Below are 26,590 nucleotides of genomic sequence, written 5' to 3' on the forward strand. Positions count from 1 at the left end.
CGTTTTAAGCCAGGAACCATAGCTTATCTGTTGCCGCTGACGAGATACTTCTCAGTCAATGTCGTCAGCATTTGGATGCCGACCTCATTATGTCCTCCTTCAGGGATGATCAGATCGGCGTATTTTTTGGACGGCTCAATGAACGCTTCGTGCATTGGCTTAACGGTTGCCAGGTACTGCTGGTGGATCGAATGAATGGAGCGACCTCGCTCCTCCATGTCTCTTAGCACGCGGCGCAGGATGCGCACGTCGGAGTCCGTATCCACAAACACTTTGATATTAAGCAGGTTCCGCAGCTTCTCATCATATAGTACGAATAAGCCCTCTACAATGACAATATTGTTCGGCCGCAGCTCAATCGTTTTCTCGGACCGGGTGTGAATCGTAAAATCATACACTGGCGCATAGGCCGCTTGTCCTTTCTTGAGAAGCTCCAGATGCTGCACAAGAAGGTCGTTGTCGAAGGCGAAGGGATGATCGTAATTGGTCATTTCGCGTTCGGTCATGCTCAGGTTAGATTGATCTTTATAATAATTATCCTGCGAGATGAAAGTGACTTTATCCGTTCCCAGCTGGTCAATGACAGAGCGGGCTACAGTCGTTTTACCGGAGCCGGTGCCGCCGGCGATACCCATTATAAGCATGGTAATGTATTTACCCTCCTAAGCAGTTTCCCATTAACATTCCAGTATTGTAGCATAGCGTGCGTTTTTTTTCACCTTGTTCCGGGCTTTTCAAAGGGTATTAAAATATGGCAGGTTTATGGCGGAATTCGAGTGGTTTTTCCACAAGGCGCCAGATCAGCAAGAATAATGTCCACCGCCCGCTTCGCGTCCCCCCGGAGAACGGTAACGAACTGAGCAAGCCTTATTTCATCGATTTATCGTTTTTTACGAGGCTAACGAACTCAGAACACTTTATTTGGGCCGTTTCAGCGAAATTTGTGGCAGGATGGTCTAAATAGCGTTGCGTGGATTCGTTAGATATTGTTGGACTGAATTTTTTGCAAAATAAGGTTGGCTCGGTTCGTTAGGTTGAACTTGTCCGGGGGGCGTGCTGCGAACCGCAGGGTGTTACCCGGAGTTGGAGGCGTTTTAAGCTGAAATGCACTTGCTTAAAACTAACGGAAGACTCGCTAGACGGACACTGTGCTAAGTGTCCATCCTTGCGGGTCTTCTTCTGCGTTTAAACAGGTTTTTTCTGTGGGAAGGTCAGTGCGACCTCGGTCCCTTGACCAAGCTCGGAGTCTACGCGAATGGTTCCACTGTGCACATCCACGATCCACTTGGCGATGGATAGCCCCAGTCCGGAGCTGCCCGCCGAGTGGGATCGGGCTTTGTTCCCGCGATAGAACCGCTCAAAAATCCGGGGCAGGTCTTCTTTGGCGATGCCGCACCCGTTGTCTGTAATCTTTATATAGACGGAGTTGGCTTGATAGCGGCCTTCAATTTTAATTTTTCCGCTCTCTGGCGTAAATTTCAACGCATTGTCCAACAGGATGATCAGAAGCTGCCGGATTCGGCCTTCATCGCCCCATAGCTGGAGAGGGGATGGAATGTCCGCAGTAATTTCTATTTCTTTCGTGATAGACAGCAGCTGGAAATGATCAGTTAACTCGCCCAGCAGCTTGTCCAGCGCTATAGAGGAGGGGCTGATTTCCAACTGGTTGGAATCGGAACGTGCCAATGTCAGCAGATCGCCCAGCAGCTTGCTCATTCTCTGGCTTTCTTTTAAAATCTCAGCAATATGCGGGCTTTCTTCTTCTATAGTATGAGACGGCTGGCGAAGCAGCATTTCCGTTTGCGCTTGGATGATGGCGGCAGGCGTGCGGAGCTCATGGGAAGCATCAGCTACAAATTGCTGCTGCTTGTCCCAGGAGTTTCGGATAGGTACAAGTGCACGGCCCGCCAGAAACAGCCCTGCTGCTGTGGAGATGACGGCTCCGGCTGCAAGTCCGATGAGAATGTCCTTAAGCAGTACGAACAGCGTATGGTTAACATCCTCCAGGCTGCTCATAATGCTCATGGAGGCGGTTTTTTCATAACCCGGGATAGGCCCACTAGTAAAGTGCAGCATACGAAAGCTGTGGTCTTCCAGGGACACGGTCCTCATCGCGGTCGTATCGAGATGGGCATAGAGCTGCTTGATTTGCGCGGGAGAAAAAGCCTTCTGCGGAAATTGAGCCAGCAAATGCCCCTCGGCATCCCACAAAAGATAGCAAGTTTTCTCATCGCGATCGTCACTTTGCTGTTGATTCATGGGTAGATAGTCTGATGTATCGCTGCTGGATTCGATCTGGTGCTTCGCGCTGGTCAAATTTTCGTCGACCTCGTGGATCAGACGGTACCGCATGTGAACATACAGCAAGGTGCCGAGAATCGCGAGAATCAGCAGGAAAACGAGCGTGTTCAGCAGCGCGAGCTTTCTACGTGTGTTATTGAACATGCGCATCGCCCTTGCACATATACCCGATCCCGCGCACCGTTTGCAGAAACGAAGGATCCATGTAAGCCGACAGTTTTTTGCGCAGCAGATGAATGTATACGTCGATCGCCGAGATTGCAGAGTCCGAATCAAAGCCCCATACCCGGTTAAAAATTTGTTCGCGGGTTAATATCTGGTCTTTATTGCACAGAAAATATTCCAACAGCTTATATTCCGTTGCGGTCAGGTGAAGCGGAGTATCTTCATGGAAAGCGTCCCTGGCAGCAGGTACAAGCCGAATAGAGCCGCAGGCTAAATCCCCCTCGTGACCGAGCGACCCTCTTCTTCGGAGAACGGCCCGTGTTCGGGCGAGCAGTTCCGATACCACGAACGGTTTAGTGATATAATCGTCCGCTCCGGCATCCAGGCCGGATACGAGATCCTGGGGGGCATCCTTCGCTGTCAGCAGAATAATGGGAACCAGCAAGGATTGGGCCCTTAACCTTTTTATGATTTCTACGCCGCTCATTCCGGGCAGCATGACATCCAGGATGAGCAGATCATACACACCCTGCTGGGCCAAAAAATAACCTTCCTCCCCATGGTCCGCACCATCGGTCGTGAAGTTTTCGCTTTCAAAGATGTCCCGGATTACTTTGAGCAAAGAGGAGTCATCCTCTACTACAAGCACCCGCATATCCATCCCTACCTTTCTCTTGCCTTCATTTTAGCACAGCACACATTTTTAAGAGAATTTAAATAATCGGTATTTATACTCACTGCATGAGGCGTGGAAATGATCTATGAGTTTTAAATCCGATAGGAGGAAATAGATATGGCAAAGATGAGTAAAAAATGGGTGGCGTTATGCTCGGCAGCGATAGCAGCGGTGTATGCGGCCGGACTTTACACGACGGAGAGTCAAGCCAGTTTAGACCTGCCGCCACGCATGGCGGAGGCGGGACGACCGTTAGCTGCGGCTCCCATTCAAGACGGGCCGGGCCGGTATAAGGATAGTAAAGCAGTTAAGGCAGACAAGGCACTATCATTTGATAAGACGGTGAAGGGGCCCTCTAAACCTGCGACGTCAACGCTGCCTGCATCCCCGAAGGAAGTCGGCGGGACGTTGCAGAAGACGAAGATAGTTTCTCAAAAGCCAAGTAAATACAATGATGGTACTTACTCAGGTTATGGTTCAAATCGGCGCGGCTCGATTGAGGTCAACGTCACGATTCGAAAGGATAAAATCACCGGTGTGGAGATCAGCCGCTTCGGCATGAGCTATCCCGAGAGCGATGTTGTGGGGCTTCCTGGTGAAGCGCTCCGCAAACAAAGCGCCAAGGTCAGAAATGTTTCCGGCGCTACGTACAGTACCCGTGCTTTTAAAGAAGCCGTACAGGATGCCCTGTCTCAAGCCCGGAACGCCTAAGCCATGAGAAGAACAAAGCTATACATGGACACAGTAGTCGATATCCAGGTGATCCCTGGGTCCATAGCAAGTTTGGAGGAAGTGGAAGCTGCGATGAACCGGGCTTTTGCAGCGTTCCAAAAGGTGGAGCAGGCCTGCAGCCGATTTAACCCGGACAGCGAGCTGATGCAGGCGATTCAAACGATCGGAACCCCGGTTCCAATTAGCCCGGAGCTGTTTGAACCACTTAAGTTTGCTTGGGAGGTCGCCAAGGGCACGGACGGGGCGTTTGATCCTACCGTGGGGAGAAAGCTGGAAATGCATGGCTTCAGCCGCGATTATTTGACGGGGTGGGAGATGGACACCCGATCGGCTGATGCTTCGGCCACGTACCGCGATGTGGTACTCGATGCACGGGGACGCACACTCCTCCTTAACAAGCCGCTTGTTATTGACTTGGGCGCGGTTGCGAAGGGGTTTGCCATCGATCTGGCTGCCCGTGAGCTGCAATGTTTTTCAGGCTTTTTAATCAATGCGGGCGGGGATTTGTATGCAGGCGGATTAAATGAAACGGGGGAGCCTTGGGAAATCGGCATTCAGCATCCTGGGCAACCGGACGAAGTAGTCGATATTCTGCAACTGACCAATGCGGCGATCTGCACGTCGGGAAGCTATGAGCGTCCCAGCGAGCGGACGCCCGGTATCCATCACCTGATTGACCCAAGAACGGGCGTTTCTCCGAAGGAGTGGCTGAGCTGCAGCGTCATTGCTCCGTTTGCGATGATGGCGGACGCCTGCTCGACCACGGCTTATATTTTGGGGGCTGCTCGAGGGATTGAGTTTTTAAAGGAAATGGAGCTGCAAGGCATGATTATCACATCGAATTTTGAAATAAAACGGATCGGAGGGATTTGAATGACGTTAAAACAATGGATTAAATCACCCAAGGGCTATGTCGCCATAGCCATGGTTTTGTATTGGCTTACCGCATCCTATTTACTGCATGATCTGGGCGGTCTCATTAACGGCCTACTCGCCGTGGGCGTCGGGCTGATCGTGGACGTAGTTTGCTGCTTGGTGGAGCGGAGAAAGAAGATTTTTCCTGACGGAACGCTCATCACCGGGCTGATTATCGCCCTTATACTCGGGACAACCACCGCATGGTACGTTGTTGCTGCAACAGTGACTATGGCCATCTTGTCCAAGCACTTGTTTACGTATCGTAAAAAAGCGGTGTTTAACCCGGCCGCCTTCGGTCTGATGTTATCGATTCCCATCTTTGCAACGCGGCAAAGCTGGTGGGGGGCCTTTGGCGACCTCCCTGTATGGACCGTGGTTCTTTTGTTTATTGGGGGTTACGTCATTACGAGCCGGATCAATAAATTTGCTCAGGTGTTTGCCTTTTTCGGGACGTCCTTCGGCTTGCTGCTACTGATGGGCTTGCTTCACATCGAGAACGCAGGAAATGCCTTCGACGGGTTGAGATCGCCTTTTATCAACGCCATGCTGTTCTTTGGTTTCTTTATGTTGACCGATCCTCCAACTTCACCCGCCAAACCGAAGGATCAGGTAGTTTTCGGCATACTTGTGGCTTTGGTGGGGACAACGGTATACGAACAATTCGGGGGATTGATGTATTTGTTTGTCGGCCTTATGGCCGGGAACCTCTATCATTGGGCCAAGGCCCGGTTATCCTCAAAGGCCCCTAAGCAGAACGGATCAAGATTGAGCAGAGTAAATAAAGTGTCCTAGGGGTAATATCTAGGCGGGTTAATTCCCCCACATTAGGTTTACAATATTAGTAAAGACAGTACATTACTCTTTAAAAAGAGGTGTTGTGCTTAATGTGGCATGCAAAGTCTCGGGAAGCGGTGCTTCAGGAGCTCCAGGTCAACAAGGCAACCGGACTGTCCTCGCAGGAAGCGAAGGTCAGGCTGGATAAGTACGGTGCCAACAAGCTCAAAGGCAAACCTAAGAAAAGCATGGCGGCTCTCTTTTTTGCTCAGTTGAAGGATATGCTCATCTATGTGCTGCTGGCTGCGGCAGTGGTCACCTTATTTGTCGGAGAGTATATGGATGCCGTCATCATCCTTGCGGTTGTGCTGCTGAACGCAGTAATCGGTGTATTTCAGGAACACAAGGCGGGGAAGGCAATCGAGGCGCTCCAGCAGATGACGACCCCGAGGACGCTGGTCAGACGGGACGGTGAGGTCCGCGAAATCAATTCCGAGGAAATCGTCCCCGGCGACATCGTGATTTTGGATGCGGGGCGGTACATTCCGGCGGACCTGAGGCTCTTGGAAAGTGCGAACCTGCAAATCGAGGAGTCTGCGCTGACCGGGGAATCCGTGCCTTCGGATAAAGAGGCGGACGCGCGGCTTGAGGATCCCAAAACACCGCTTGGCGACATGGTCAACATGGCCTTTATGTCAACGCTCGTCACCTATGGAAGAGGCGAGGGAATTGCTGTTGCGACGGCGATGGATACCGAAATGGGCAAAATCGCGAAAATCCTGGATGAGGACGCCCGTGAGCTAACCCCTTTGCAGAAGAAGCTGGAGGAGCTAGGCAAAATACTCGGCTATATCGCCATCGGGATTTGCGTGCTTATTTTTGTCATTGGCCTTATTCAGAAAAGAGAACTATTCGAGCTGTTTCTTACAGCGATCAGCTTGGCCGTCGCCGCCATTCCTGAAGGGCTTCCGGCCATTGTGGCCATCGTGCTGGCGCTTGGCGTGACCCGGATGTCGCGCATCAATGCGATTGTGAAGAAGCTGCCGGCGGTTGAGACGCTGGGCTCCGTCAACATCATTTGCTCTGACAAAACGGGCACCCTTACCCAAAACAAAATGACTGTTGTGAAATACTATACGGCGACCCCTCTTGGTGATGAGCTTCCGGTGGAGCTAATCAAAACCTTGGTACTCTGTTCGGACGCGACCTACGAGAACGGGGAGGGAACCGGCGACCCTACAGAAATTGCTTTGGTTGCCTACGGACATCAAAACGATATTTTGAAAAGATCGCTGGAAGCCGAATATAAGCGCGTTTCTGAAAAGCCCTTCGATTCCGACCGCAAGCTGATGTCTACCTTGAATCAAACGCGAGAAGGTTACCGCGTTCATACTAAGGGGGCCATCGATCAGCTGCTGCGGATATGTACTTCAGCCGTTGTAGACGGGGAGGTTGTTCCGCTTACTGAGGAGCTGGAGCAGCAGTATTTGGACGCGGCCGAGAAAATGTCGGATGATGCCCTAAGGGTACTTGGTGCCGCGTTTAAAGATACGGATCGCTTGTTATCGCCGGAGGAAATGGAGCAGGATCTGACGATTCTCGGATTCGTCGGGATGATCGATCCGCCTCGCCTAGAGGTGAAGGATTCCATTCGCGAGGCGAAAATGGCTGGGATCACGCCTGTCATGATTACCGGGGACCACAAAAATACCGCGGTCGCCATTGCTAAAGAGCTGGAAATCGCTGCTTCCATCGAGCAGAGCATGACGGGGGCGGAAATTGACGAATTAGCGGATGAGGCTTTTGCGCAAAAAATAAAGAACATCCGCGTGTTTGCCCGCGTATCTCCCGAGCATAAGGTAAAAATCGTGAAGGCCTTTAAGGCCCAAGGCAACACGGTTTCGATGACCGGAGACGGGGTGAATGACGCACCTTCTTTGAAGTTTGCCGACATCGGCGTAGCGATGGGGATTACCGGTACAGACGTATCCAAGGGCGCCAGTGACATGATCCTGACCGACGATAACTTCACAACAATCGTTCAAGCCATCCGGGAAGGGCGTAATATTTACGCGAATATCCGCAAGACGGTTATTTTTTTGCTGACGTGCAATTTCGGCGAGATCGTGGCGATTCTGGCCTCGATTGTGTTTTTCTGGCCGCTGCCTTTGCTGGCGACGCAGATTTTGTGGATTAACCTGGTGACGGATACCCTGCCGGCGATTGCGCTTGGAGTTGATCCTGGGGAAAAGGATGTCATGAAGAAAAAGCCGCGAGACCCGAAGGAAAGCTTCTTTTCGGGAGGGGCAGCGACAGGGGCAATCCTGGGCGGCTTGTTGATCGGAGCGCTGACCCTGGTTGCCTTCTACTGGGGCCTACGTGAGCACGGATACGGCTTGCGCGCCAGCGATATCCCTGAAGACGTCATGATCTATGCGCGGACGATGGCTTTTGTCGTGCTGGCCGCCTCCCAGCTGTTCTACTCCTTTGCGAAGCGCAGCGATACGAAATCTATTTTTCAAATCGGCTTGTTCTCCAATCGCATCTTGGTCGGAGCGGTCATTATCGGCCTGCTTCTGCAATTTGTCTCCATCAGCGTACCGTTTCTGGCGGCTGCCTTTAAGGTGCAAAATCTGAGCTTTGCCGATTGGGGAGTGGTCATTGGTTTATCGCTGATTCCTTTGCTGATAAATGAGATTATTAAGGTATTCGGGAGGATGTCGAGGGCGAAGGCGGCGTAGATAAAGAGAAGTTGACCACCGTTAACAGGGCCGTACTTATGGATTTTGTACTTCCATGAGTACGGCTTATTTTTGATTTACGTATGTTCTGTGTTAGCCGGCATATACTACAAGAGAAGCCACAAGCGATTAAGCGCAACAGAGATGTTATTTTGGCTTTTTCCAAAACGCAGATGAAGGAACTGTTATCGATTTATGAATTGACATTCGAATATGAACAAGATGAAGATGGCAGATATGCGGGCTCTATAGAGCAGATTGAAGACATTGTTGCGGACGGTGAGACTCTCGACGAGCTCAGATTGGAATTGGCTCGTCAATTAATTGAATACGCGATCGATTATGAAAATAACTATGCTCGGTATTACAATACACCTAACCGCCATAAACATGCCCCGTATGTCTTGCGTATTCTTTTGGAAGATGATCTGGAATCGGTTGCAGGAATGCTTCATGCCTAGTTGGAGTGATCTGGAGAATTTTCTTAGGCATGACGGATGGGTTATGGTACGACAAAGTGTATCCAAAGGCACCGGTGAAATTGGAAAAGGACTATTTAATCGGATTCTTAAACAGCAGCCACCGCGGCTTCTTCAAAGCTACCGCTACGGGTGGAATATCAGGGGAATCGTATATATTTTCCAGATGCACAGCCGTTTGTAGATAAGGCCCAAAGAGTGCAGGTACCTGTTCGCTTTGTCAGCGAGGCATTAGGGGCAGAGGTTAAATGGGATGGTCCGACAAAGACGGTCACGATTAACCAAGATAGTAACGTGATTACTTTGATTCTCGGGAAAAAGCCGTATGACATCAACGGTCAAACCAAACAAATGGACACCAGTGCCCAAAGAGTAGGGGGCAGAACCTTTGTGCCGCTTCGTTTTGTCAGTGAAGGCTTGCCATGGAGCTCTTTAAAGATAAGATAGCCAAAGCGGTGACGAGCTTCTTCCACAGCATTGCGGAGGGAACGAAGAAAATCATCAAAGCCATTGGCGATTGACTTCAGCCGCTTGTCTGATCTGCAGATGAGGCTAAAGAGACTGGAGGACGACTTTGGTTCTACCGTGCAAAAGGTTACCAGCGATGTGCAGCGGATTACATCAAGTGTAGGGCGATCCTACAGCGAGCCTAATGTGCAAAGGCAGATCCATCAGGTGCAAACGACTTGCAGCCGAGTTAGTCAGTGTGGCAAGCAAGTTGCGGAGGAACTGGAGCGAAGAGCCCGCTCGCTAAAATATGCCGGAGAGCAGTATCGTAAAGTTGAGGCTATGCTCTCTTAACAGCTTAAGATAGCAGATAATCCCTGTATGGCTTTATCTGCTATTTGTTGTTTTTTCTTTTATGCCCAGACAGCGTGAGGCTTATTGTCTATAACCGAGTCGCCCCCCCATCCGACAAGCGTTTTTTCCTTGAGCGGCCATTTCACCGTAATAGCAGGGGATGTTTTGTTTACATCGGCGGGAAAGGCCACCGGCAAAACATTTACGAGCATCAGTAGCCCCTATCAGATAGATCAATACTAGGATCACACCAGCCGGGGCTAAGTGCATTTTGGCCACCGCCCACGCCACAGAACTCGCTAACCCGTGTACGATAAAGACGCTCCCCCATACACATAGCAAAATAACCGTCCAAAGAACATTCAACATTTTAGATATTTTCCCCGTTCTCACTTTACCATCGCACCCATCTAAATATAGTTTCATATAAATAGACGAAGTAAAGTTAATTTTCCACTTCAATTCTACCTAATAATATTTGTTTGCAAAATGTGTGATATATATTGGAACAAAGTTTGGGACTATTGATGGATGCGAGATAATGGGCTGATTTCTTTCGGTTTCTGCAACCCTTTTATTACAAGGGTAAAGCCAGGATTTGACTGGAGGACTTTGTAATTTTATAATCAAACAATATATAGTGAATAAGTCCTATTGCATTCTAATAGAAGGTGATAATCAAATCGAATTATTATGGATTACTTAGATTGCACACAAAAAAGTCAGGACAGGTGATATTCAATGCACAGAATTAAAAATGTTTCTCTTCGTACGCGTATTATGATGCTAGTATTTTTAGCTATGCTCGCTTCAAATCTAGCCGTTGTTTCTACTATTTCGTACTCTCAAAATCACGATTTGCTCAAGCTGATCTCCGTCCCGCTAGCGGTGAAAGCCTTTGTTATATTTATCATTTTTGAATGCCTAGCTGCTCTGATTTCCGAAGGATTGCTGATTAAGCCTTTGAAAAAGGGCATCAAGCTGGCGAATTCTATAGCTGAAAACGACTTGTCGCTTGAAATCAACGCCATTCAGCAAGGGGAAGCCGGACAAATGATCTCTTCGCTGATGAAGGCCAGAGACAATTTGAAGCATCTGATCTCAACGCTGCAAGCATCGTCCCACAACGTGACCGTGTCTTCCGAGGATTTGAATGAAATCATTGAGCAAGCGAATTCGCACGTACACGAAATAAATGAAGGCATTAAGAGATTGCTTACTAACTTCACACAGAATGCAGAGAGCATGAAGCAGACCTCAATCGCGATTACCGAAATTACGAATTTTTCGCAAAATACAGCTGTGTTGGCCAATCAGATTGCAGAGTATACCAAAGCCGTTAAGGCAACGGCGGAGGAAGGGACAAGCTCGGTGGAACGTATTACCGGTGCCATTAATGACCTCGCCGCAAATACGAAGCATGTAAGTAAAGAAGTGCTTGGCCTGGAAGAACAAAGCCAGAAGATTACCGATATTGTATCGATTATCAAGCAAATCTCCGAACAAACGAACCTGCTTGCGCTGAATGCGGCAATCGAAGCTGCCCGGGCCGGTGAAGAAGGCAGAGGTTTCTCTGTAGTCGCCGATCAAATCAGAAAACTGGCGGACGACACCAGCAGCTCCCTGCAGGATATCAGCGATTTGGTGCAGGATATGAGTGCCCGAACCAGCAATGTCGTGGAAGCCGTTTCGGCGACGGAAGAAAAGGTCAAAATTGGGGTACAGCAATCGAGCAACGTTAAGGCAAGCATGAGTCATATCATCGGCCGGATGGAGCATACGTTCCAAATGCTGTCGGAGATTACGGGCGGGGTTACTACGCAAGCTGCTTCGCTTGAGGAATTGACGGCAACGATGGAGGATGTCAACAGTACGATTGAATCCGGGCTCCACGTTTCAAATGAGATTCAGGGAAAACTGACTACTCAGGAACAGCTTTTTGCCAAAATTGAAAAGACGTCGACAAAGCTGGTAGATTTATCGGAAAACCTGAACGGTCTTACAAATGTTTTCAAAGTGTAAATGGTATAAGAATGAGAGAGGGAGCGCCTGAAACAGGCGTTCTTTTTTTTAGCCGTCCCCTTCTTCTAAATAATCCTTAAAATATTTCCGATTAAAATATTAGTTAATTTTTTAGAGGATTAATAGGGGGACGCTATGAAAACACTAGCAGGCAGGTTAAAAGGCATCAAAATCGTACAAGGAGTTGTGATTGTTTGGATCATATCATTACTAGCAACGATCACGATCGGTGTTGTCGGTCTTACGAATATTTCCAAGCAGTACAGTACGACGAAGGAAATCAACTCGACCATCATCCCTAGATTGGTAGATTGGGAGGATGTTAATGGGAATATGGGGCTTATCCGGAATACAGTCACGAAGATCGTTGATCGTGATTATGATGAAGGACTGGTCACCCAGCTCAACCAACTACATAATCAAGTTCAAACAATTATGAAGCGTAATGTTGAGGCCTCCAAAGGGACTCCGGAAGAAGCGGATTTGGCGAAAAAAGTAACAGACAGCTATGACAAGTACTACTCGTACCTCCCAACCATCATTGAGCAGAGAAAACAGGGCCATCCGATCAACTCGCAAATGATCAACGAGGAGATGACGAAAGTCGGCAATGCGCTGACCCAGGATATTTTGAACGCTGTGCAATACCAGAAGCGAATAGCCGATGAGAAAAGCATTTACTCCAAGTCGCTCTACGAGAGCAGCCTGAGGGTGTTTGTGCTAATTTTTGTAGTAAGCTTAGTCATTCTTAGTGTGACTTCTCTATTTGTCATCATGATGATTCGTACCTCGATGAAAGATTTCATCTCCAAAGTCGAACGGGTTGCGGAAGGCGATGTTACCGTGGAATTCAATGGGCAGCTCAGAAACGAGTTCGGTATGATGAACCGGGCTTTGAATCAGACGATCCTATCGATTCGAACGATGCTGCAAACGATTGGGCGGGAGTCGGAGCGGCTGACCGGCCAAACCGTATCCTTGTCGGCAGCAGCCGATACGATGAATACGAGCGTGAGCGAGGTATCTACGGCCATCCACGAGGTATCGCTCGGTTCTGTTAGTCAGGCGGAGGAGCTTTCGTCGATGACCGAATCTTTTCACCTGCTGGGCGAGCAGCTTGAGATCATTGCAGGTACGCTCAAAACGGTGGACAATACTGCGAAAGTTATCAATGACAAGGCCGAAAACAGCAGTGGTGAGCTAAATGAATTGATGACCTCCGTTAATGGAATCGCTGAATCCTTTGGAGAGACGCAAAGTAAAGTAGGCCATTTAATGGGCAGTATTAGTCGAATTACGGAGATCACCCAGTTCATCGGTGAAATATCCAATCAAACGAATCTGCTGTCACTGAACGCCTCTATCGAAGCGGCCCGTGCCGGTGATGCCGGGCGGGGATTCGCCGTCGTCGCTGGGGAAATTCGCAAGTTGGCGGAGCAATCGCAAAATTCCTCCTCCAGCATTGATGATCTGCTGCGTGAGATCGAACGGGAAATGAACGCCGTCTCGGAGACCTCGGAGAAAACCGGCGAGGTGCTCGCGAAACAGTCGAATGTAGTCATCACCACGCTGCAAGCCGTCGGGGATATCATCCAGTCGATTCGTGGAATACTTCCGGAAATTGAAAGAATCACGGCTTTGCTCGTCAAATTCAATCAAGACAAGGACAGTGTGCTTCTGAAGGCCAGCTCGGCCTCCGCCGTAGCCCAGCAAAACTCCGCCTCGGCCGAAGAAATTTCGGCCTCCACGATCGAACTGGCCGGCTCGACCCGTGAAATCGGCAAGTCGATCCAGGAACTGGAGCAGCTAGCCCGCGAAATGATCCAGTCGATGAGCCGGTTTAAGCTGGAGTAGCAGTGAGAAGGGGCATGCAGTTGAAAAGTCGGACATGTAGCTACCAACAACCATCAAGCGACCATAATGGAAAAACGAGCAAGGGTTGGCTTCCCATACCCTTGCTCGTTCTTTTGAAGCGTGTGCTAGTCCCTTTGTGCGCCGCGTTAGATGTATTTTGTACATTTAATCTATCACGTTATCCTCATGTTGGGGTAAATAGATGTAAAATGTGCAGCTAAACAAGCCAAGTTTGGAGCCAGGTACGATATAGACCACTTCTAAATGCACTTTTTACAACTAATCCATAAATTTAGCAAATATCACACAAAATAGATGTACTTTTTACATTTAATTTCGTCTCAGCCCAAGCTGACGAAGCGAGAGCGAGCTGCACAACATTATAGCTGCAGCAGTTCCTTGATCCGCTCGGATCTTTCGCTTTTTTTTGCGCCGTCTGCTGGCTTGGGGGCAGGTTGTTCCGGGGCTTTCCTCGTAAACTTGCTTTTCAACATGCTGATGATGAGGAACAGCGCTTTGATCGCACCGATGCCGAGCAGCGTATAAGACGCGTAATATACGAATTGGCCTAGTCCGACATGGAAGAGGAAAATCACCGGCCATGGAACAAGAAATTTTGGTATGACGTACAGGACGGCTAATGGAAGAACCGCGTTGATTACCGTAATGGATAATATATTAAAGGTAACCCGGAATACGGTCGGCTTAAACTTAGCGAACCAACGGATGAGTATGCCGAGCGACCATATTACATAAATGACTATAGCCAGAGCAATGCCATCGATGATCAGGAAATCCCTTTTGTATTCTACTTGAACGGGTGCTACGCCATCCTCACCATGTACGATGCGGATAATTCCGTCTGAGATCTGATCGTAGGCATCCATATGGATATAATCGACTGAGTTGGCTAGCAAAATGATTCCGTAATCACCATCGATGATCATTTTGGAATAGGTGTTTTCCGTTGATCCGTCGTGATAAATCCGCCCATTCTCTTTATTAATCGTCCACCCCATGCCATAGTAACTGTTTCCCCACATGTGAGCAGACGGCGCATGCATAAGCTCTGCGCTTTGCTCCGAAACCAGCGGTTTGGTCCCGAATTTCCCTTTGTTGATTTGAGCCATCACATATTTGGACATATCTTCAACGCTTGAAACCAAATATCCCGAAGGAATCGTAGCTTCATGATTTGCTTGTTGGGTTGGAAGCATAAGCCCGAAGATCGGCTGGTACCCGGATGCCAGGCCGCTGTTTTTGGCTTGATCCGGCGAAGTGAAGCTATGATTCATTCCTAATGAAGCGTAAATGTGCTGTTCAATGTATTTTTCGTAAGAAACGCCAGATACCTTTTCAATAATGCCGCCCAAAATGTCGTAGTTCAAATTCGAATATTGATACGTCGTTCCGACCGACTTGGTGAGCTTGATTTGGCTGAGACTACGAATATGCTGTTCAAGCGACTGATTCCCCTCGGCCAAGGAGACTCGGCCATCGTAGGTGGACAGTCCGCTTGTTTGATTTAGCAAATGCTTAACGAGGATCTGTTTGGATGCCTGCTCGTCGGCTACCCGGAACCAAGGCAGGTACTGCTGAACCGGGGCTTCAAGATCGATTTTACCCTGATCGACCAATTGCATCACAGCAAGCGCCGTAAAGGATTTGCTAACTGAGCCAAGCACAAATGGAGTTTGCGCTGTAACCGACTCTTTACCCATCCCGGTAAGGCCGTAGCCGTTTTGATAAAGAAGCTGGTCTCCCTTGACGATTGCTATAGATACGCCGGGAATGTGCAGGTTTTCCATCGATTCTTTGATGTAAGTATCGATTTTTTCGGTGTCGACCGAAGCTGCAGGAGGAGCAGCTATTGTTTCGGGTGCTGCAGTTCCGAGTGTTGAAGGTTCAGTTGTTATAGCTCCAGGATTTGAAGTTTCAGTTGCGCCCTCCGGAGTGGTAGTTGTATCAGATGTAACTGCATCGGGTTTACCTGCATTTTCGGGTATAGTCGAAGCATCAGGGGTTGTGGTCATGCTGTTGGGTGCAGTCTGAGCTTCAGGTGTTGACACCGTAGTACCAGGTAATGTTGTAGAAGCAGGTGCAGTAGCAGAAGAAGGTGCAGTAGTAGAAACAGGTGCAGTAGTAGTAGAAGGCGCAGTGGAAGAACCAGTTATTGCCTTAGGTACCGCCGTCCCTGCAGTATTTTCGGCATGAGCTGCGTAAGGCATGGATATAGGAACCATCGCGATAATCATAAACAGGATGAGTATAGTTCGAAGAACCGATCCGGCAGACCGTGGTTTGGATATGGCGTTAGGCAGCAGCATAAGTTTTCAATCTCCTCGATTATTTTTTCATTAGATTAATTGTATCGGACTATCGCTCAGTATGCCCCGGCAGATAGTCGGGACGTAAACCGGACTCAGGTCGGGGTTCCCTCTCCGTCTACTGGTGGAATGATTCGATAACTTCACGAATTCGAGCTATAATTAAATCCGTAAATGAGGCTTATGCGGAGAGGAGCAGCTTCAAGATGAGCGGTAGCGGTATGGTACATAACAATAACACGGAACATAAATCCCTGCTGGAGGCTTTTGACGGGACAAAGTATCGAGTCGGGGGTCACGGGAAAAGAAACGTAGAAAAGTTGAAAGCTGCACTTGCCGAAGTAGACGGAGAGCTGGAGAGTGACATGTACGGCAAAGGGGCCGTCATTGAGGATTTCCAGGCGAGGATGGCGGAACTGTTGGGCAAGGAAGCTGCTGTATTTTTCCCCAGTGGCACGATGGCGCAGCAGATTGCTCTGCGGATTTGGTGTGACCAGAAAGCTCTAAAGAGAGTAGCCTACCATCCTTTATGCCATTTGGAAATCCATGAGGAGGATGGCTTGAAGGAGCTGCACCATATTGAGCCTGTTTTGCTGGCGGACAAGCAAAGACTCATCCGTTTGGATGATGTGAAGGGTCTGCAGGAGGATATCGCCTGCTTGCTGTTGGAGCTGCCACAGCGGGAAATCGGAGGTCAGTTGCCAGATTTCCACGAGCTTGAAGCGATTTCGGCGTACTGCCGGGAAAAGGGAATCAAGCTACACATGGACGGAGCCCGGCTGTTTGAAGTTCTCCCGTACTATGGGAAAACAGCGGCGGAAGTGTGCCAGCTTTTCGACAGTGTGTACATTTCCTTTTATAAAGGGATCGGCGGCATCGCGGGGGCCATCCTGGCGGGAAGCTCTGATTTTACGCAGAAATCGAAGGTCTGGAAAAGACGCCACGGCGGCGATCTGATCAGCCTGTATCCTTACATCCTCAGCTCGGATTATTATTTCCGGCAAAGGGTGGATAAGATGGGGCTATACTACGAGCAGGCGAAAGAGCTGGCCGCATTGTACAATGGATGCCGCGGCGTGACGACTTTGCCGGAAGTACCGGTGTCCAACATGTTTCACGTTCACATCGGTCTGCCGAAAGAGCAGTTGGAAGCGGTTCTGGTGGAGGTTTACGAGGAGACCGGCGTCGGCCTCACGCATTATGTAAGGGAGTACGGAGAGGGCGGCAGCTACTTCGAAGTCAGCATCGGCGACCGATACGCCAGCGTACCGGCGGAGAAGCTTAAACTCGCTTTCGCATCGCTGAACACCAAGCTTAGATAACAACCTAGAAAGGGTGAAAATAGATGAACAATAAAGTGATTTTTCTGACGACGGACAGTATGGGAGAGAGCAACCGGGAGCTGGGAACACAGCTGCTCGAAACGTTCTTCACGCTGCTGAAGCAGCGGGAGCAGCTGCCTGCGGCCATTTTTTGCGTAAACCGCGGGGTTTTGGCGCTTACGGAGCAGTCGTTTTCATCGCTGCATTTGAAGGAACTTGCAGACCGCGGCGTTCCGGTGCTGGCTTGTGGTACTTGTGTCAATTATTATGGCATTCAAGATCAACTGGTGGCCGGCGAGGTATCCAGCATGGGGCACTTTATGGAACTGGCCGAGAAATATGAAGTTATGACAATCGCCTGATAAAGACGTAAATACTAAAAAAAGTGCGAGCTGCAAAGGGAAATGTACCTTTACGGTCTCGCACTTTTTGTTCTAAAGGGGGTGTTAGTTGAGTTTCATTAAGTTCTTTTTACAGCCGAATGGTCAGCTTGGAAGCTCCATTGTCCGGTATAATCCGTACACCCATTTGCGACGTCTCCACGCTTCCTCCTTCAACGGAGGCAACGCTACACACACTCCGAAGAACAAGCGTCCATACGCCTGTTCCTTCTGCATGTACCTCAATGCTGCCTTTGTCACGCCGGGCACTTATGCATAAAGCCTGATTTCCCTTCTGGTCGGGTACGACCGCGGTGGCGGAGCGTCCTTCCTCAAGATGGAACAGATGAAGCTCTACGTCCAAGGCGTAGTCATAATCCGGCCGCTGCTCCTCATGGCCGATTGCGATCAGGCTGTTGGGACGAACATAGAGCGGTAGGCTCATGAAGCCATGTTTTTCATGTCTCCATCCGCCACCTTTGACTTGCATGCCGGTCAGCAGATCCGTCCATACACCTGATGGCAAGTAGAAGTCCACTTCTCCTTCTTTGTTGAAGATCGGAGCGACCAGGATGGAATCGCCTAACATATATTGCCGATCCAATGTCGCGCATCCCGGATCTTGAGGGAATTCCAGCACCATCGCTCGCATCACAGGAACGCCGCCCTGGGAGGCTTCGCGTGCAGCATCATATAAATAAGGCATTAACCGAGCTTTCAGCTTGGTGAAATGACGCAGCACATCAACGGCTTCCTCGTCGAAGAGCCATGGCACTCGGTACGATTTGCTGCCATGCAGGCGGCTGTGGCTGGACAATAACCCGAAAGCAACCCAGCGTTTGTAGACGTCGGCAGGGGCGGTATTTTCAAAGCCGCCGATATCATGGCTCCAGAATCCAAAGCCCGAGAGGCCTAGCGACAAGCCGCCGCGCAAACTTTCCGCCATGGAGTCGTAGGTTGCGTAGCAGTCGCCGCCCCAGTGAACCGGGAACTGCTGGCTGCCGGCGGTAGCCGAGCGGGCAAAGACGACGGCTTCGCCTTCTCCGAACCGCTCCTTAAGGACGTTAAACACAACCTGATTGTATAGGTAGGTGTAATAATTGTGCATTTTGACGGGATCGGAGCCGTCATAGTAAACGACATCTGTAGGAATCCGTTCGCCGAAATCGGTTTTAAAGCCGCTTACACCCATGTCGAGCAGCTTGCGCAGATGCCCTGCAAACCATTCGCAGGCCTTTGGATTCGTGAAATCCATGATCCCCATGCCGGGCTGCCACATATCCCACTGCCAAACGCCGCCATTCGGTTTTTTCAGCAAATAGCCGCCGGCTTTCGCTTCCTCAAAAAGACGCGATTTCTGAGCGATGTATGGGTTGATCCATACGCTGACTTTAAGCCCTTTGTCCTTGAGGCGGGCAAGCATGCCTTCCGGATCGGGGAAGACCCGTTTATCCCACTCCAGATTGCTCCATTCATACTCCTTCATCCAGAAGCAGTCGAAGTGGAACACGTGGACCGGAAGATCCCTCTGGGCCATTCCTTCAATGATCGAATTGACAGTTTTCTCGTCATAATCGGTCAGGAACGAGGTGGACAGCCACAATCCAAACGTCCAGGTCGGAGGCAGGGCAGGTTTACCTGTTAATGAAGTATACTTATCCAGGATTTCCTTCGGCGTCGGTCCGTAAATGATGTAGTAATCCAACGATTCTCCAGGGACGCTGAACTGGACTTTAGACACTCTTTCAGACCCCACCTCGAACGAAACGCGTTCGGGATGGTTTACGAAGACGCCATAACCTTTGTTGGTCAAGTAAAAAGGGATGTTCTTATAGGCTTGCTCTGTGCTGGTGCCGCCGTCCTCGTTCCAGATATCTACCGTCTGTCCGTTTTTGACGAAGGGGGTGAACCGTTCGCCTAACCCATACACATACTCGCCAACGCCAAGCGCCAACTGGTCGCGCATGAACACTTCACCATCGTCCGTCGTGATATATCCGAGACCGCGGAAGCTGCTGCTTGTTAATCTTTTGCCTGCGCCGATAAAATCCATCGACCACTCGCCGGTTTTACGGAGCATAACGGATAGATTTCCGCTCGTTAATCCGAGCTCTTCCTCGTTATCTACAATCTGCGCTTGATGATCTGCATCGGCATGTACTTGAAAATTCGGTCCAAGCTCAGGTTCACCGGCAAAGTGGCAGCTTTGTACGCGAACCACGTCCGGCATCGGTGATGTTAATTTCAGGGTAAGCAGCGGCCCTTGCAGGGTATCGCCACGGTCGCGCAAATGCTGAACCGGAGCGAATACGGTGATCGTCTGCGGTTCAATCCGGATATCATTTATCTCATGAGGGCTATGGATAGTAACCCCTTTGCGATTGAGCCAGTTTCCATCACTAAATCTCATAAATGCGATTCCACTCCTCAGTTATGAAGTATTTGATTAACCTTTGACCGCCCCAGCCGTCATCCCTTGAATAATCCGTTTGGAGAACGCAAGATATGTGACGAGAACAGGCAGCACGACAATCATCATACCGGCCATCATTTGCGTGTAATTAACGCTGAATTGGCCGTTGAAATTCGTGAGACCGACCGGTAAGGTCTTCAAGCTATCTCTGCTAAGAAGCACGAGAGCAAACGGGAACTCGTTCCAGGAGCTCAGGAAGCTCAAAATGAGGCCAGTGGACAGTACAGGTAGACACATCGGCAAAATAATGGTAAACATCGTTCGAACAGTGGTGCTGCCATCCACAACGGCGGCTTCCTCCATTTCCATAGGGATGGACCGGATAAAGCTCTCCATCAGGAAAATGACCATTGGCAAGCCGAACGCGACATAAGGCAAAATTAAGGTGTAATGTTGATTCAACAGATGCAGCACTTTAAATTCAACGAATACCGGGATCAGCAGCCCATGGATTGGAATGAGCATGCCTGACAGAAACAACAAGTAGATCGCGGTTGCGCCCGGGAATTTGTATCTGGATAGGAAATAAGCGACGATAAAACCAATGACGATGATTAAAGCGACGGAAATGATGCTAACATAAGCGCTATTCCAGAAATAGGTCTGCATTTTACCGATTCGGTACGCGTCCGAATAATTGTGAAACTGCGGCTTCGCCGGCAAGGAGATAATGTTTAGGCTGAATTCCTTCTGGGTTTTAAGCGATGAATACAGCATCCAGATCAATGGGAACACGCATGTAATGGAAAACAACGTAACCAAAATGTTCAAAGCCCATTTGCCGATGAGGTGAGGTGCTCTACTCTTGTTCATTTTTCATTACCCCCCATCAGCTTGCGGCTCACGAGTATTAATAAGAGGCTGATTACCATAATACCTATGGAAACGGCGCTGCCATAACCCAACTTAAACATGACAAAGGAGTTATTGTAGGCGTATTGAGCCATAACCGTTGAACTCGTACCCGGGCCGCCCCCGGTCATTACGAAGATATGATCAAACACTTTCATGTTCCCGGCGATACAGAGCATGATGGCGACTTTGACTGTGTCGTAAAGAAGAGGAAACGTAATGTAACGGGTTTTCTTCCAGCCGGTGGCTCCGTCCAGCTCAGCAACCTCTAGAATCTCTTTAGGAATGCTTTGCAAAGAAGACATAAAAATAACCATGTACAGACCGATATATTGCCAAACAATTGGAATGGTGACCATGTAAATGACGATCTTTGGATCATCCAGCCATGGCTGAATCAGCGAGCTGAGATGAAGGGAGTTTAGTGCCCAATTCAGGAGCCCATAATCCTTGTTGTAGATCATAGTCCAAAGGAAACCGATAACAACGGAGGACAGAATAACAGGGATAAAAATGACCGTCCGATGGAACCCCTTAAATTTCACCAGCTTGGATGAAAGGAATACGCTGAGCAGAAAGCCGATCCCCACCTGTCCAATGACGCTAAAAAAGATAATGACCAGATTGTTCTTCAGTGAAATCCAGAACGTTTTGTCCTGCACCAATGTTAAGTAGTTGCCAAATCCCGAAAAATGCATTTTCGGACCGCCAGACCAATTAAATAAGCTGAAGCGCATCGCTAAAATCATAGGAATGACGACAATAAATGCATATATGATGATACCTGGCATCAAAAAACCGTAGATGACAATGTTTTTAGGTCTAATCAGTTTGTTGTTCACCACGATCCTCCCCTTGATGAAAGAGATTCTTCGGGGTGTTAGAGTCCCGAAGAATCTCAGACGATTTCTATTTATTACGATAGGTTACATGGAATCATAGTCTTTCTGTAACTTCTCGGCCAGTTTTTGCGGCGTTGTTGCTTGAATCAACAGTTCTTGCAGCCCGCTGTTAATGGACTCGATAATAGCTGGAGAAAGATGTGAATCATAAATCGGCACATACTGGGAGGTGTTGACCATATCAAACTCTTTTAAGAGAAGCGGTGTCAATTTCGACTTGTCATAGTTATCCGTCTTGGTTGTAGGAACGTCACCGTGTGATGCTGCGATGTTAGCTTCTTCTTTACCGGTCATTGTTTTTAGCAGAAGAGCAACCGCTTCCTTCTTATCCTCGCTGAGGTTGGCATTTACGGAATATGCGTAGCCAGGACCACCGGAAACTGCGGTAGGTGCGCCTTTTCCACCTTCTACTGCAGGAATCAAGGCGAGCTCTGTGTTGTCTTTAATCTCTTGCGGAGCATCGGCATCAATGCCGTTGATCGCCCAACCACCTTCGATGAACATGGCGGCTTTTCCGTTGTAGTAAAGCGTTCTTTGCTGCATGTTGTCGATCGAGTTCATGTCACTGTTAAATGCGCCGGCCTTAGCCAGATCCTGCAATTTGGTTAATGCTTCTACAAACTCAGGATCGGTGAATTTTGCGCCTTTTTTGTTTTTCAGGCTGTAGAACCAGTCCGTGCCGGTAACCCGGTCAGCCAGTGTACTGATAATACAGGATTGCGCTACCCATTTGCCTTTATTGCCGAGCGCGATTGGCGTAATGCCAGCGCTTTTCAATTTATTGATAGCATCCAGGAAGCCGGTCCAGTCTTTAGGGAACTCAGTGATTCCAGCTTTCGTAAACAGGGCTTTGTTGTAATAAATAATACTCGAAGGACCTGCCGAGTTCGGTAAACCGTAAATTTTTCCATCCACAGTATAATTGTCGAGTGTACCGCCCAAGTATCCGTCTTTCCATTCTTTATCGGCATCGAGCATATCGTTGACCGGAGCGAGCAATCCGTTATCGACGAAGTTGCTAACCATGGAGCTGGAAATTAGGAAGACGTCGGGAAGCTCATTTGCGGCTGCCAATGTTTTGACCTTGGTGTCATAAGAATCATGGGCAACCATTTCTTCTTTTAATTCGATTTCAGGGTGATTTTGCTTGAACAATTTAAATGCTTCGATATTGGATACTTCCATCGGTTCCGCATTGCTTGGGTCAAAATAGTGCGTGATCGTCAGGGTAACTTTTTTGGTTTTGGCTGCATCCCCGTTGCCGGAAGAGGCACTGTTGCTGTTGTTTGAGCCGCCGCAGCCGGCTGCCATCATTACAAGGGAAATTCCCAGGATTGACGCCAATATTCGTTTGGTTGTTTTATTCATACATCCCTTGACCCCTTTACTGTTTAATCATGTTAAGTTTGCATTAACGCAGGGCCCCTTGCGTTTCTGATCCCAGTATAGTGCATATGCCGTCTAATAGAAGGGTAGCAAATCCGCTAAAATGTCCACATATATGGGTATTTGAAAACGATCGGGGGAAAGGGTCACCCGACGGGATGGTTTTTATATTCCTTTGGAGTTACGCCGGTATACTTTTTGAAAATCTGCGTGAAATACTTATAGTTGTTGAATCCGACGCTTTCGGCAACTTCATAGGTTTTGGCCGAAGGGTTTCGCAGCAGGGGTCTCGCTTTATCCACGCGATATCGATTCAGCCATTCGGTAAATGTCTCCCCGGTTTCTTCCTTAAACACCCGGCCCAAATAATTGGCGGTAATGTAAATATGATTCGCCGCTTCCTCAAGCCTCACATCCTCCGTGTAATGGGCCTGAATATACTGGATTGCAGCGCGAACGATGGCCCGGTATTTATCGGATTTGCTGGCTTTGAGCTTATCTATGTACGCACAGTAAGCTTTCTTGATCCATCGTACAAAATCATCCAACGTATCAAGCTTTCCCAGCTCCTCGATCGGTTTTGGCTCTCCAGGCTGCTCCGTTACAATACCGTTCTCCTCTAGCTGCATCGCTCCAAGCAAGCTCAGCTTAAAGCAGAAATTTTGAAGATCGGATTTGGACAGCATCGTCTTGGAAACGCCCAGAAAGATGCGATCAACAATTTCATTTACAGAGTTTTCATCCATAGATTGAAGTGCCTGAATCAGGTCCTTTTCTTCTCCGGCCGGAATCGCGACAGGAAGAGGCTCGCCGCATTTTTTTATGCTTTCGTATGTAATCACCCGACCTTTGCCCAGATATACCTTTTGCCGAAGGGCAGATAGGGCTTGGCGATAACCATCCGGAATTTCTCTCAGATGACTGCACGGCTTTCCAATCCCAATCGTGACGGAGAGCTTCAGGTATTTGCGGATGCTGTCAATCACCGTCTGACATTGCTGTATAAGCCGATCCTCTGAATGACCTTGGCGCATATTGATCAGTGACAAGATATGATTAAAATTTCCGGTAACCGCAATTGTGGAATACCAATCATGCAAGATCTCATCGGCCACATTGGCTACGGCGTATTTGATCGCATTTTTTTCCCATTCGGTATAGTGTTCTGTTACCCAGGCATAATCGTCGATCGCAATCATGAGCATGCGGTATTCCGGTCCGTCGACGGGGATGTCCAAACGCTTGGCCTTGTCGATGACGGATTCGCCAACGATAAAGGCTTCACCATGGACCATACTGTGAATGAAATTCGTTTGGAGGACGAGCAGATTTTCTTTTTCCTTCTGCTGGATGGACAAATTCTGTTCGATCTTCTTCCGCAGCCGGATGACGACCTGAATCAGCTCTTCAGCGCCAACGGGCTTCAGCAAGTAGTCGGTGACACCGGCTTTTAAGGCTTGACGCGCATAATTGAAATCCTCATACCCGGTTAAAATGACCACCATAACATCCGGGTGATTCTGCTTGATTGTCTCAGCGAGCTCCAGACCATCGATAATAGGCATACGAATATCCGTTAAGACAATTTGGGGCTGAAGCTGAGCGATTTTTTCCAGGGCGTCCTTCCCGTTAATGGCTTCTCCTACGATTTGGATATGATGCTCAGACCAATCAATAGAGGTGGTAATCCCTTTACGAATCATGGCTTCGTCATCGACGATTAACATTTTTATCATTTTGAAATATTCTCCTTCTTCGGTTGTTTCGCGGTGACGACGGTTCCTGACTCAGGACTCCATGCGAAAGATAAGCCATAGCCGTCGCCAAAATACAGCTGTATTCGGTCGTTCACATTTTTGATGCCGAATCCGCGGTTCTCCTTCTCCGGTGAAACCAGTAATTTGTTTATTTCCTCAGGGTCCATTCCGGCACCATTATCTATGACCTGATAGATCAAGTCATCCCCGTCTCCATAAACACGAATTTGGACGGTTCCCTTGCCTCCGGCCTTCTCAATGCCGTGGTAAATCGCATTTTCGACTAAGGGCTGTAAAATAAGCTTGATTGTCATGAAATGAAGAATCGAGTCGTCCACATCCAGAGAAAACTCGATGGCATCCTCATATCTTTTTTGCTGGATTACGATGTAATTACGGATATGCTCGACTTCGTTTCGGACCGAGGTGATTTCCTGGCCGCTATTAAGACTGAGTCTAAACAGCTTGGAGGTAGCCTCGACCAGCCGGCTTGTTTCAAAAGCTTTTTCCATGCGGGCCATCCAATAAATCATGTCCATGGTGTTGTATAGGAAGTGCGGATTGATTTGTGCCTGGAGTGATTTGAGCTCCGCTTCTTTTTGACGCAACTGGAAGGTGTAGACCTCATGAACAAGCTCCCTGAGGCGGGCAGACATCTTATTGAAGCTTTGGCCTAGCAAGGCGATCTCGTCATTGCCCTTTACGGGCAGCTGCACATTAAAGTCTTCAATCTCAATTTTCTTCATCATTAAGCGCATTTTGCCGAGGGGGCCCAGCAGCCGCACCGAAAAGATACTGATTGCAAATACACAGATGACAACGCTTACGATAGCAGCAGTCAGTATGACATTAAAGATGACGTTGTTTTCCCGCAGCATAATATGCAGCGGCTCCAGACCGATTAACAGCCAGCCCTCCCGTGGAAGCCGGTAATAGGTTGCCAAATAGCGAGTACCTCCAACGCTGACGGTAAATGAGCCGCGTTGATCTTTAAACGAATAATTGTTAATCAGCTCAGAGTCGATCTGTACCCCGATTTTTGAAGTGTCCAGCGCGGAAATGATCTTGTTCGAACGATCCAGCAGGTAATACTGACCTTGGCTATTGCTGAGGCGCTCTCGAAATATGGAGGAGAGGATATTTTCACCCACCTCAATTTTCAGCACACCCAAGCTATGTGATACGTTGTCGATATCATTGATTGCCCGCTCCATAGATATGTAATTTTTAATGGTTCCGTTGTTGGAGGACACTTGATTAAACGACCAGTAATCTTTTCCTTTGAGCTTCACAATTTGGGCAACTCTTTCATCGCTAACGGAAGAGCGGAACCTTTGCAGGGTGAAATTCATCCCATTGAATCCTTGGATATAGATGTTGTCGATATACATTTTGGAACTGGTTAAATTGAGGAGGGCGTCTTGGATGTTGGACTGAAGAGAGTAGGCTTCATCAATATTTCCGCTTTTCTTCAGCTTCAAATATCTACGAACATCTTCGCTTTGAATGAGAAACAAGGAAATATCGTGAATATCCTGCATAATAATATCGATGCTTGATCCAATTTGACTCACCGTATTCAGGTTGGACAAGCTGACTTTGTCGCGCACGATACTCCGGGATTTTTCATAAACGATACTCCCGAAGATGAGCAGAACGATTAGGATTAAGGAAAAGGAGAAGATAATCATCTTGTACTGAATACTAATAAATCGCCGATGCTTCATG

23 protein-coding genes are annotated in these 26,590 nt (G+C 48.6%); 12 read left to right on the plus strand and 11 right to left on the minus strand.

Features of this window, described 5'->3' with window-relative positions:
* Positions 1–23: 23 nt before the first annotated feature.
* The 3 genes from udk to ACFQ3W_RS03920 form a co-directional block, all read right to left on the minus strand.
* The gene (gene udk / locus ACFQ3W_RS03910; protein WP_379316812.1) at positions 24–644 is read right to left on the minus strand and encodes a uridine kinase; all 621 of its coding nucleotides are present in this window, start codon (positions 642–644) and stop codon (positions 24–26) included.
* Between the two features lie 541 nt (positions 645–1,185).
* Complete coding sequence (locus tag ACFQ3W_RS03915; RefSeq protein WP_379316814.1) at positions 1,186–2,445, minus strand: sensor histidine kinase; 1,260 nt, start codon at positions 2,443–2,445, stop codon at positions 1,186–1,188.
* Entirely contained in the window at positions 2,435–3,127 is a 693-nt protein-coding gene (locus ACFQ3W_RS03920) for a response regulator transcription factor (RefSeq protein ID WP_379316816.1), read from the minus strand. Before ACFQ3W_RS03920 ends, ACFQ3W_RS03915 begins: the two co-directional genes overlap by 11 nt.
* A gap of 132 nt (positions 3,128–3,259) precedes the next feature.
* Between ACFQ3W_RS03920 and ACFQ3W_RS03925 the strand changes: the two genes are divergently transcribed.
* From ACFQ3W_RS03925 to ACFQ3W_RS03960, 8 genes are all read left to right on the plus strand, one after another.
* The gene (locus ACFQ3W_RS03925) at positions 3,260–3,853 is read left to right on the plus strand and encodes an FMN-binding protein (RefSeq protein WP_379316818.1); all 594 of its coding nucleotides are present in this window, start codon (positions 3,260–3,262) and stop codon (positions 3,851–3,853) included.
* Between the two features lie 3 nt (positions 3,854–3,856).
* The gene (locus tag ACFQ3W_RS03930) at positions 3,857–4,747 is read left to right on the plus strand and encodes an FAD:protein FMN transferase (protein WP_379316820.1); all 891 of its coding nucleotides are present in this window, start codon (positions 3,857–3,859) and stop codon (positions 4,745–4,747) included.
* Positions 4,748–5,584: an RnfABCDGE type electron transport complex subunit D gene (locus ACFQ3W_RS03935; protein ID WP_379316822.1), complete on the plus strand. Its 837-nt coding sequence runs from the start codon at positions 4,748–4,750 to the stop codon at positions 5,582–5,584.
* A 92-nt stretch (positions 5,585–5,676) separates the two neighbouring features.
* Positions 5,677–8,307 (plus strand): cation-translocating P-type ATPase, encoded by a 2,631-nt coding sequence (locus tag ACFQ3W_RS03940; RefSeq protein ID WP_379316824.1) that lies wholly within the window; start codon positions 5,677–5,679, stop codon positions 8,305–8,307.
* An 83-nt stretch (positions 8,308–8,390) separates the two neighbouring features.
* Positions 8,391–8,768 (plus strand): hypothetical protein, encoded by a 378-nt coding sequence (locus ACFQ3W_RS03945; protein WP_379316826.1) that lies wholly within the window; start codon positions 8,391–8,393, stop codon positions 8,766–8,768.
* The gene (locus ACFQ3W_RS03950; RefSeq protein ID WP_379316828.1) at positions 8,761–8,970 is read left to right on the plus strand and encodes a hypothetical protein; all 210 of its coding nucleotides are present in this window, start codon (positions 8,761–8,763) and stop codon (positions 8,968–8,970) included. The genes ACFQ3W_RS03945 and ACFQ3W_RS03950 overlap by 8 nt, the downstream gene beginning before the upstream one ends.
* A 14-nt stretch (positions 8,971–8,984) precedes the next feature.
* The gene (locus ACFQ3W_RS03955; protein WP_379316830.1) at positions 8,985–9,233 is read left to right on the plus strand and encodes a copper amine oxidase N-terminal domain-containing protein; all 249 of its coding nucleotides are present in this window, start codon (positions 8,985–8,987) and stop codon (positions 9,231–9,233) included.
* A gap of 30 nt (positions 9,234–9,263) precedes the next feature.
* Positions 9,264–9,587 carry a hypothetical protein gene (locus ACFQ3W_RS03960; protein ID WP_379316832.1) on the plus strand — a complete coding sequence of 108 codons (324 nt, stop codon included), beginning with the start codon at positions 9,264–9,266 and terminating at the stop codon, positions 9,585–9,587.
* An 81-nt stretch (positions 9,588–9,668) separates the two neighbouring features.
* On the opposite strand, the gene ACFQ3W_RS03965 is transcribed toward ACFQ3W_RS03960, so the two are convergent.
* Positions 9,669–10,013, minus strand: coding sequence for a hypothetical protein (locus ACFQ3W_RS03965; RefSeq protein WP_379316835.1), 345 nt, complete (start codon positions 10,011–10,013; stop codon positions 9,669–9,671).
* A 315-nt stretch (positions 10,014–10,328) separates the two neighbouring features.
* Here ACFQ3W_RS03965 and ACFQ3W_RS03970 point away from each other — a divergent pair, with 315 nt between their 5' ends.
* Positions 10,329–11,609: a methyl-accepting chemotaxis protein gene (locus ACFQ3W_RS03970; protein ID WP_379316837.1), complete on the plus strand. Its 1,281-nt coding sequence runs from the start codon at positions 10,329–10,331 to the stop codon at positions 11,607–11,609.
* Positions 11,610–11,744: 135 nt separating this feature from the next.
* The gene (locus tag ACFQ3W_RS03975) at positions 11,745–13,463 is read left to right on the plus strand and encodes a methyl-accepting chemotaxis protein (protein WP_379316839.1); all 1,719 of its coding nucleotides are present in this window, start codon (positions 11,745–11,747) and stop codon (positions 13,461–13,463) included.
* A 380-nt stretch (positions 13,464–13,843) separates the two neighbouring features.
* On the opposite strand, the gene ACFQ3W_RS03980 is transcribed toward ACFQ3W_RS03975, so the two are convergent.
* Entirely contained in the window at positions 13,844–15,790 is a 1,947-nt protein-coding gene (locus ACFQ3W_RS03980; RefSeq protein ID WP_379316841.1) for a serine hydrolase, read from the minus strand.
* A 206-nt stretch (positions 15,791–15,996) separates the two neighbouring features.
* Between ACFQ3W_RS03980 and ACFQ3W_RS03985 the strand changes: the two genes are divergently transcribed.
* Together ACFQ3W_RS03985 and ACFQ3W_RS03990 are read left to right on the plus strand one after the other, a co-directional pair.
* Positions 15,997–17,112 (plus strand): threonine aldolase family protein, encoded by a 1,116-nt coding sequence (locus ACFQ3W_RS03985; protein ID WP_379316843.1) that lies wholly within the window; start codon positions 15,997–15,999, stop codon positions 17,110–17,112.
* A 23-nt stretch (positions 17,113–17,135) separates the two neighbouring features.
* Positions 17,136–17,474: a DsrE family protein gene (locus ACFQ3W_RS03990; RefSeq protein ID WP_379316845.1), complete on the plus strand. Its 339-nt coding sequence runs from the start codon at positions 17,136–17,138 to the stop codon at positions 17,472–17,474.
* Positions 17,475–17,583: 109 nt separating this feature from the next.
* On the opposite strand, the gene yicI is transcribed toward ACFQ3W_RS03990, so the two are convergent.
* From yicI to ACFQ3W_RS04020, 6 genes are all read right to left on the minus strand, one after another.
* A complete protein-coding gene (gene yicI / locus ACFQ3W_RS03995) occupies positions 17,584–19,902 on the minus strand; it encodes an alpha-xylosidase (protein WP_379316847.1) in 2,319 nt (772 codons plus the stop codon).
* 36 nt (positions 19,903–19,938) lie between these two features.
* The gene (locus ACFQ3W_RS04000; RefSeq protein ID WP_379316849.1) at positions 19,939–20,778 is read right to left on the minus strand and encodes a carbohydrate ABC transporter permease; all 840 of its coding nucleotides are present in this window, start codon (positions 20,776–20,778) and stop codon (positions 19,939–19,941) included.
* Complete coding sequence (locus tag ACFQ3W_RS04005; protein WP_379316851.1) at positions 20,775–21,659, minus strand: carbohydrate ABC transporter permease; 885 nt, start codon at positions 21,657–21,659, stop codon at positions 20,775–20,777. The genes ACFQ3W_RS04000 and ACFQ3W_RS04005 overlap by 4 nt, the downstream gene beginning before the upstream one ends.
* An 84-nt stretch (positions 21,660–21,743) precedes the next feature.
* On the minus strand, positions 21,744–23,087 hold the full coding sequence (locus tag ACFQ3W_RS04010; RefSeq protein WP_379316853.1) for an extracellular solute-binding protein: 1,344 nt from the start codon (positions 23,085–23,087) through the stop codon (positions 21,744–21,746).
* 164 nt (positions 23,088–23,251) lie between these two features.
* Positions 23,252–24,841: a response regulator gene (locus ACFQ3W_RS04015; RefSeq protein WP_379316855.1), complete on the minus strand. Its 1,590-nt coding sequence runs from the start codon at positions 24,839–24,841 to the stop codon at positions 23,252–23,254.
* On the minus strand, positions 24,838–26,589 hold the full coding sequence (locus ACFQ3W_RS04020; protein ID WP_379316857.1) for a cache domain-containing sensor histidine kinase: 1,752 nt from the start codon (positions 26,587–26,589) through the stop codon (positions 24,838–24,840). Before ACFQ3W_RS04020 ends, ACFQ3W_RS04015 begins: the two co-directional genes overlap by 4 nt.
* Position 26,590: the final 1 nt, after the last annotated feature.

The sequence above is a fragment of the Paenibacillus puldeungensis genome (assembly GCF_042678945.1).
GTDB lineage: Bacteria > Bacillota > Bacilli > Paenibacillales > Paenibacillaceae > Fontibacillus > Fontibacillus puldeungensis.

Excerpts from the sequence above, each read along its gene's own strand:
- ACFQ3W_RS03920 (WP_379316816.1), bottom strand. The coding sequence starts at position 3,127 with ATGGATATGCGGGTGCTTGTAGTAGAGGATGACTCCTCTTTGCTCAAA.
- ACFQ3W_RS04000 (WP_379316849.1), bottom strand. The coding sequence starts at position 20,778 with ATGAACAAGAGTAGAGCACCTCACCTCATCGGCAAATGGGCTTTGAAC.
- ACFQ3W_RS03925 (WP_379316818.1), top strand. The coding sequence starts at position 3,260 with ATGGCAAAGATGAGTAAAAAATGGGTGGCGTTATGCTCGGCAGCGATA.
- ACFQ3W_RS04010 (WP_379316853.1), bottom strand. The coding sequence starts at position 23,087 with ATGAATAAAACAACCAAACGAATATTGGCGTCAATCCTGGGAATTTCC.
- ACFQ3W_RS03980 (WP_379316841.1), bottom strand. The coding sequence starts at position 15,790 with ATGCTGCTGCCTAACGCCATATCCAAACCACGGTCTGCCGGATCGGTT.
- ACFQ3W_RS03945 (WP_379316826.1), top strand. The coding sequence starts at position 8,391 with ATGTTCTGTGTTAGCCGGCATATACTACAAGAGAAGCCACAAGCGATT.
- udk (WP_379316812.1), bottom strand. The coding sequence starts at position 644 with ATGCTTATAATGGGTATCGCCGGCGGCACCGGCTCCGGTAAAACGACT.
- ACFQ3W_RS03985 (WP_379316843.1), top strand. The coding sequence starts at position 15,997 with ATGAGCGGTAGCGGTATGGTACATAACAATAACACGGAACATAAATCC.
- ACFQ3W_RS03970 (WP_379316837.1), top strand. The coding sequence starts at position 10,329 with ATGCACAGAATTAAAAATGTTTCTCTTCGTACGCGTATTATGATGCTA.
- yicI (WP_379316847.1), bottom strand. The coding sequence starts at position 19,902 with ATGAGATTTAGTGATGGAAACTGGCTCAATCGCAAAGGGGTTACTATC.
- ACFQ3W_RS03935 (WP_379316822.1), top strand. The coding sequence starts at position 4,748 with ATGACGTTAAAACAATGGATTAAATCACCCAAGGGCTATGTCGCCATA.
- ACFQ3W_RS03975 (WP_379316839.1), top strand. The coding sequence starts at position 11,745 with ATGAAAACACTAGCAGGCAGGTTAAAAGGCATCAAAATCGTACAAGGA.
- ACFQ3W_RS04015 (WP_379316855.1), bottom strand. The coding sequence starts at position 24,841 with ATGATAAAAATGTTAATCGTCGATGACGAAGCCATGATTCGTAAAGGG.
- ACFQ3W_RS03950 (WP_379316828.1), top strand. The coding sequence starts at position 8,761 with ATGCCTAGTTGGAGTGATCTGGAGAATTTTCTTAGGCATGACGGATGG.
- ACFQ3W_RS03965 (WP_379316835.1), bottom strand. The coding sequence starts at position 10,013 with ATGAAACTATATTTAGATGGGTGCGATGGTAAAGTGAGAACGGGGAAA.
- ACFQ3W_RS03930 (WP_379316820.1), top strand. The coding sequence starts at position 3,857 with ATGAGAAGAACAAAGCTATACATGGACACAGTAGTCGATATCCAGGTG.
- ACFQ3W_RS04020 (WP_379316857.1), bottom strand. The coding sequence starts at position 26,589 with ATGAAGCATCGGCGATTTATTAGTATTCAGTACAAGATGATTATCTTC.
- ACFQ3W_RS03915 (WP_379316814.1), bottom strand. The coding sequence starts at position 2,445 with ATGTTCAATAACACACGTAGAAAGCTCGCGCTGCTGAACACGCTCGTT.
- ACFQ3W_RS03940 (WP_379316824.1), top strand. The coding sequence starts at position 5,677 with ATGTGGCATGCAAAGTCTCGGGAAGCGGTGCTTCAGGAGCTCCAGGTC.
- ACFQ3W_RS03990 (WP_379316845.1), top strand. The coding sequence starts at position 17,136 with ATGAACAATAAAGTGATTTTTCTGACGACGGACAGTATGGGAGAGAGC.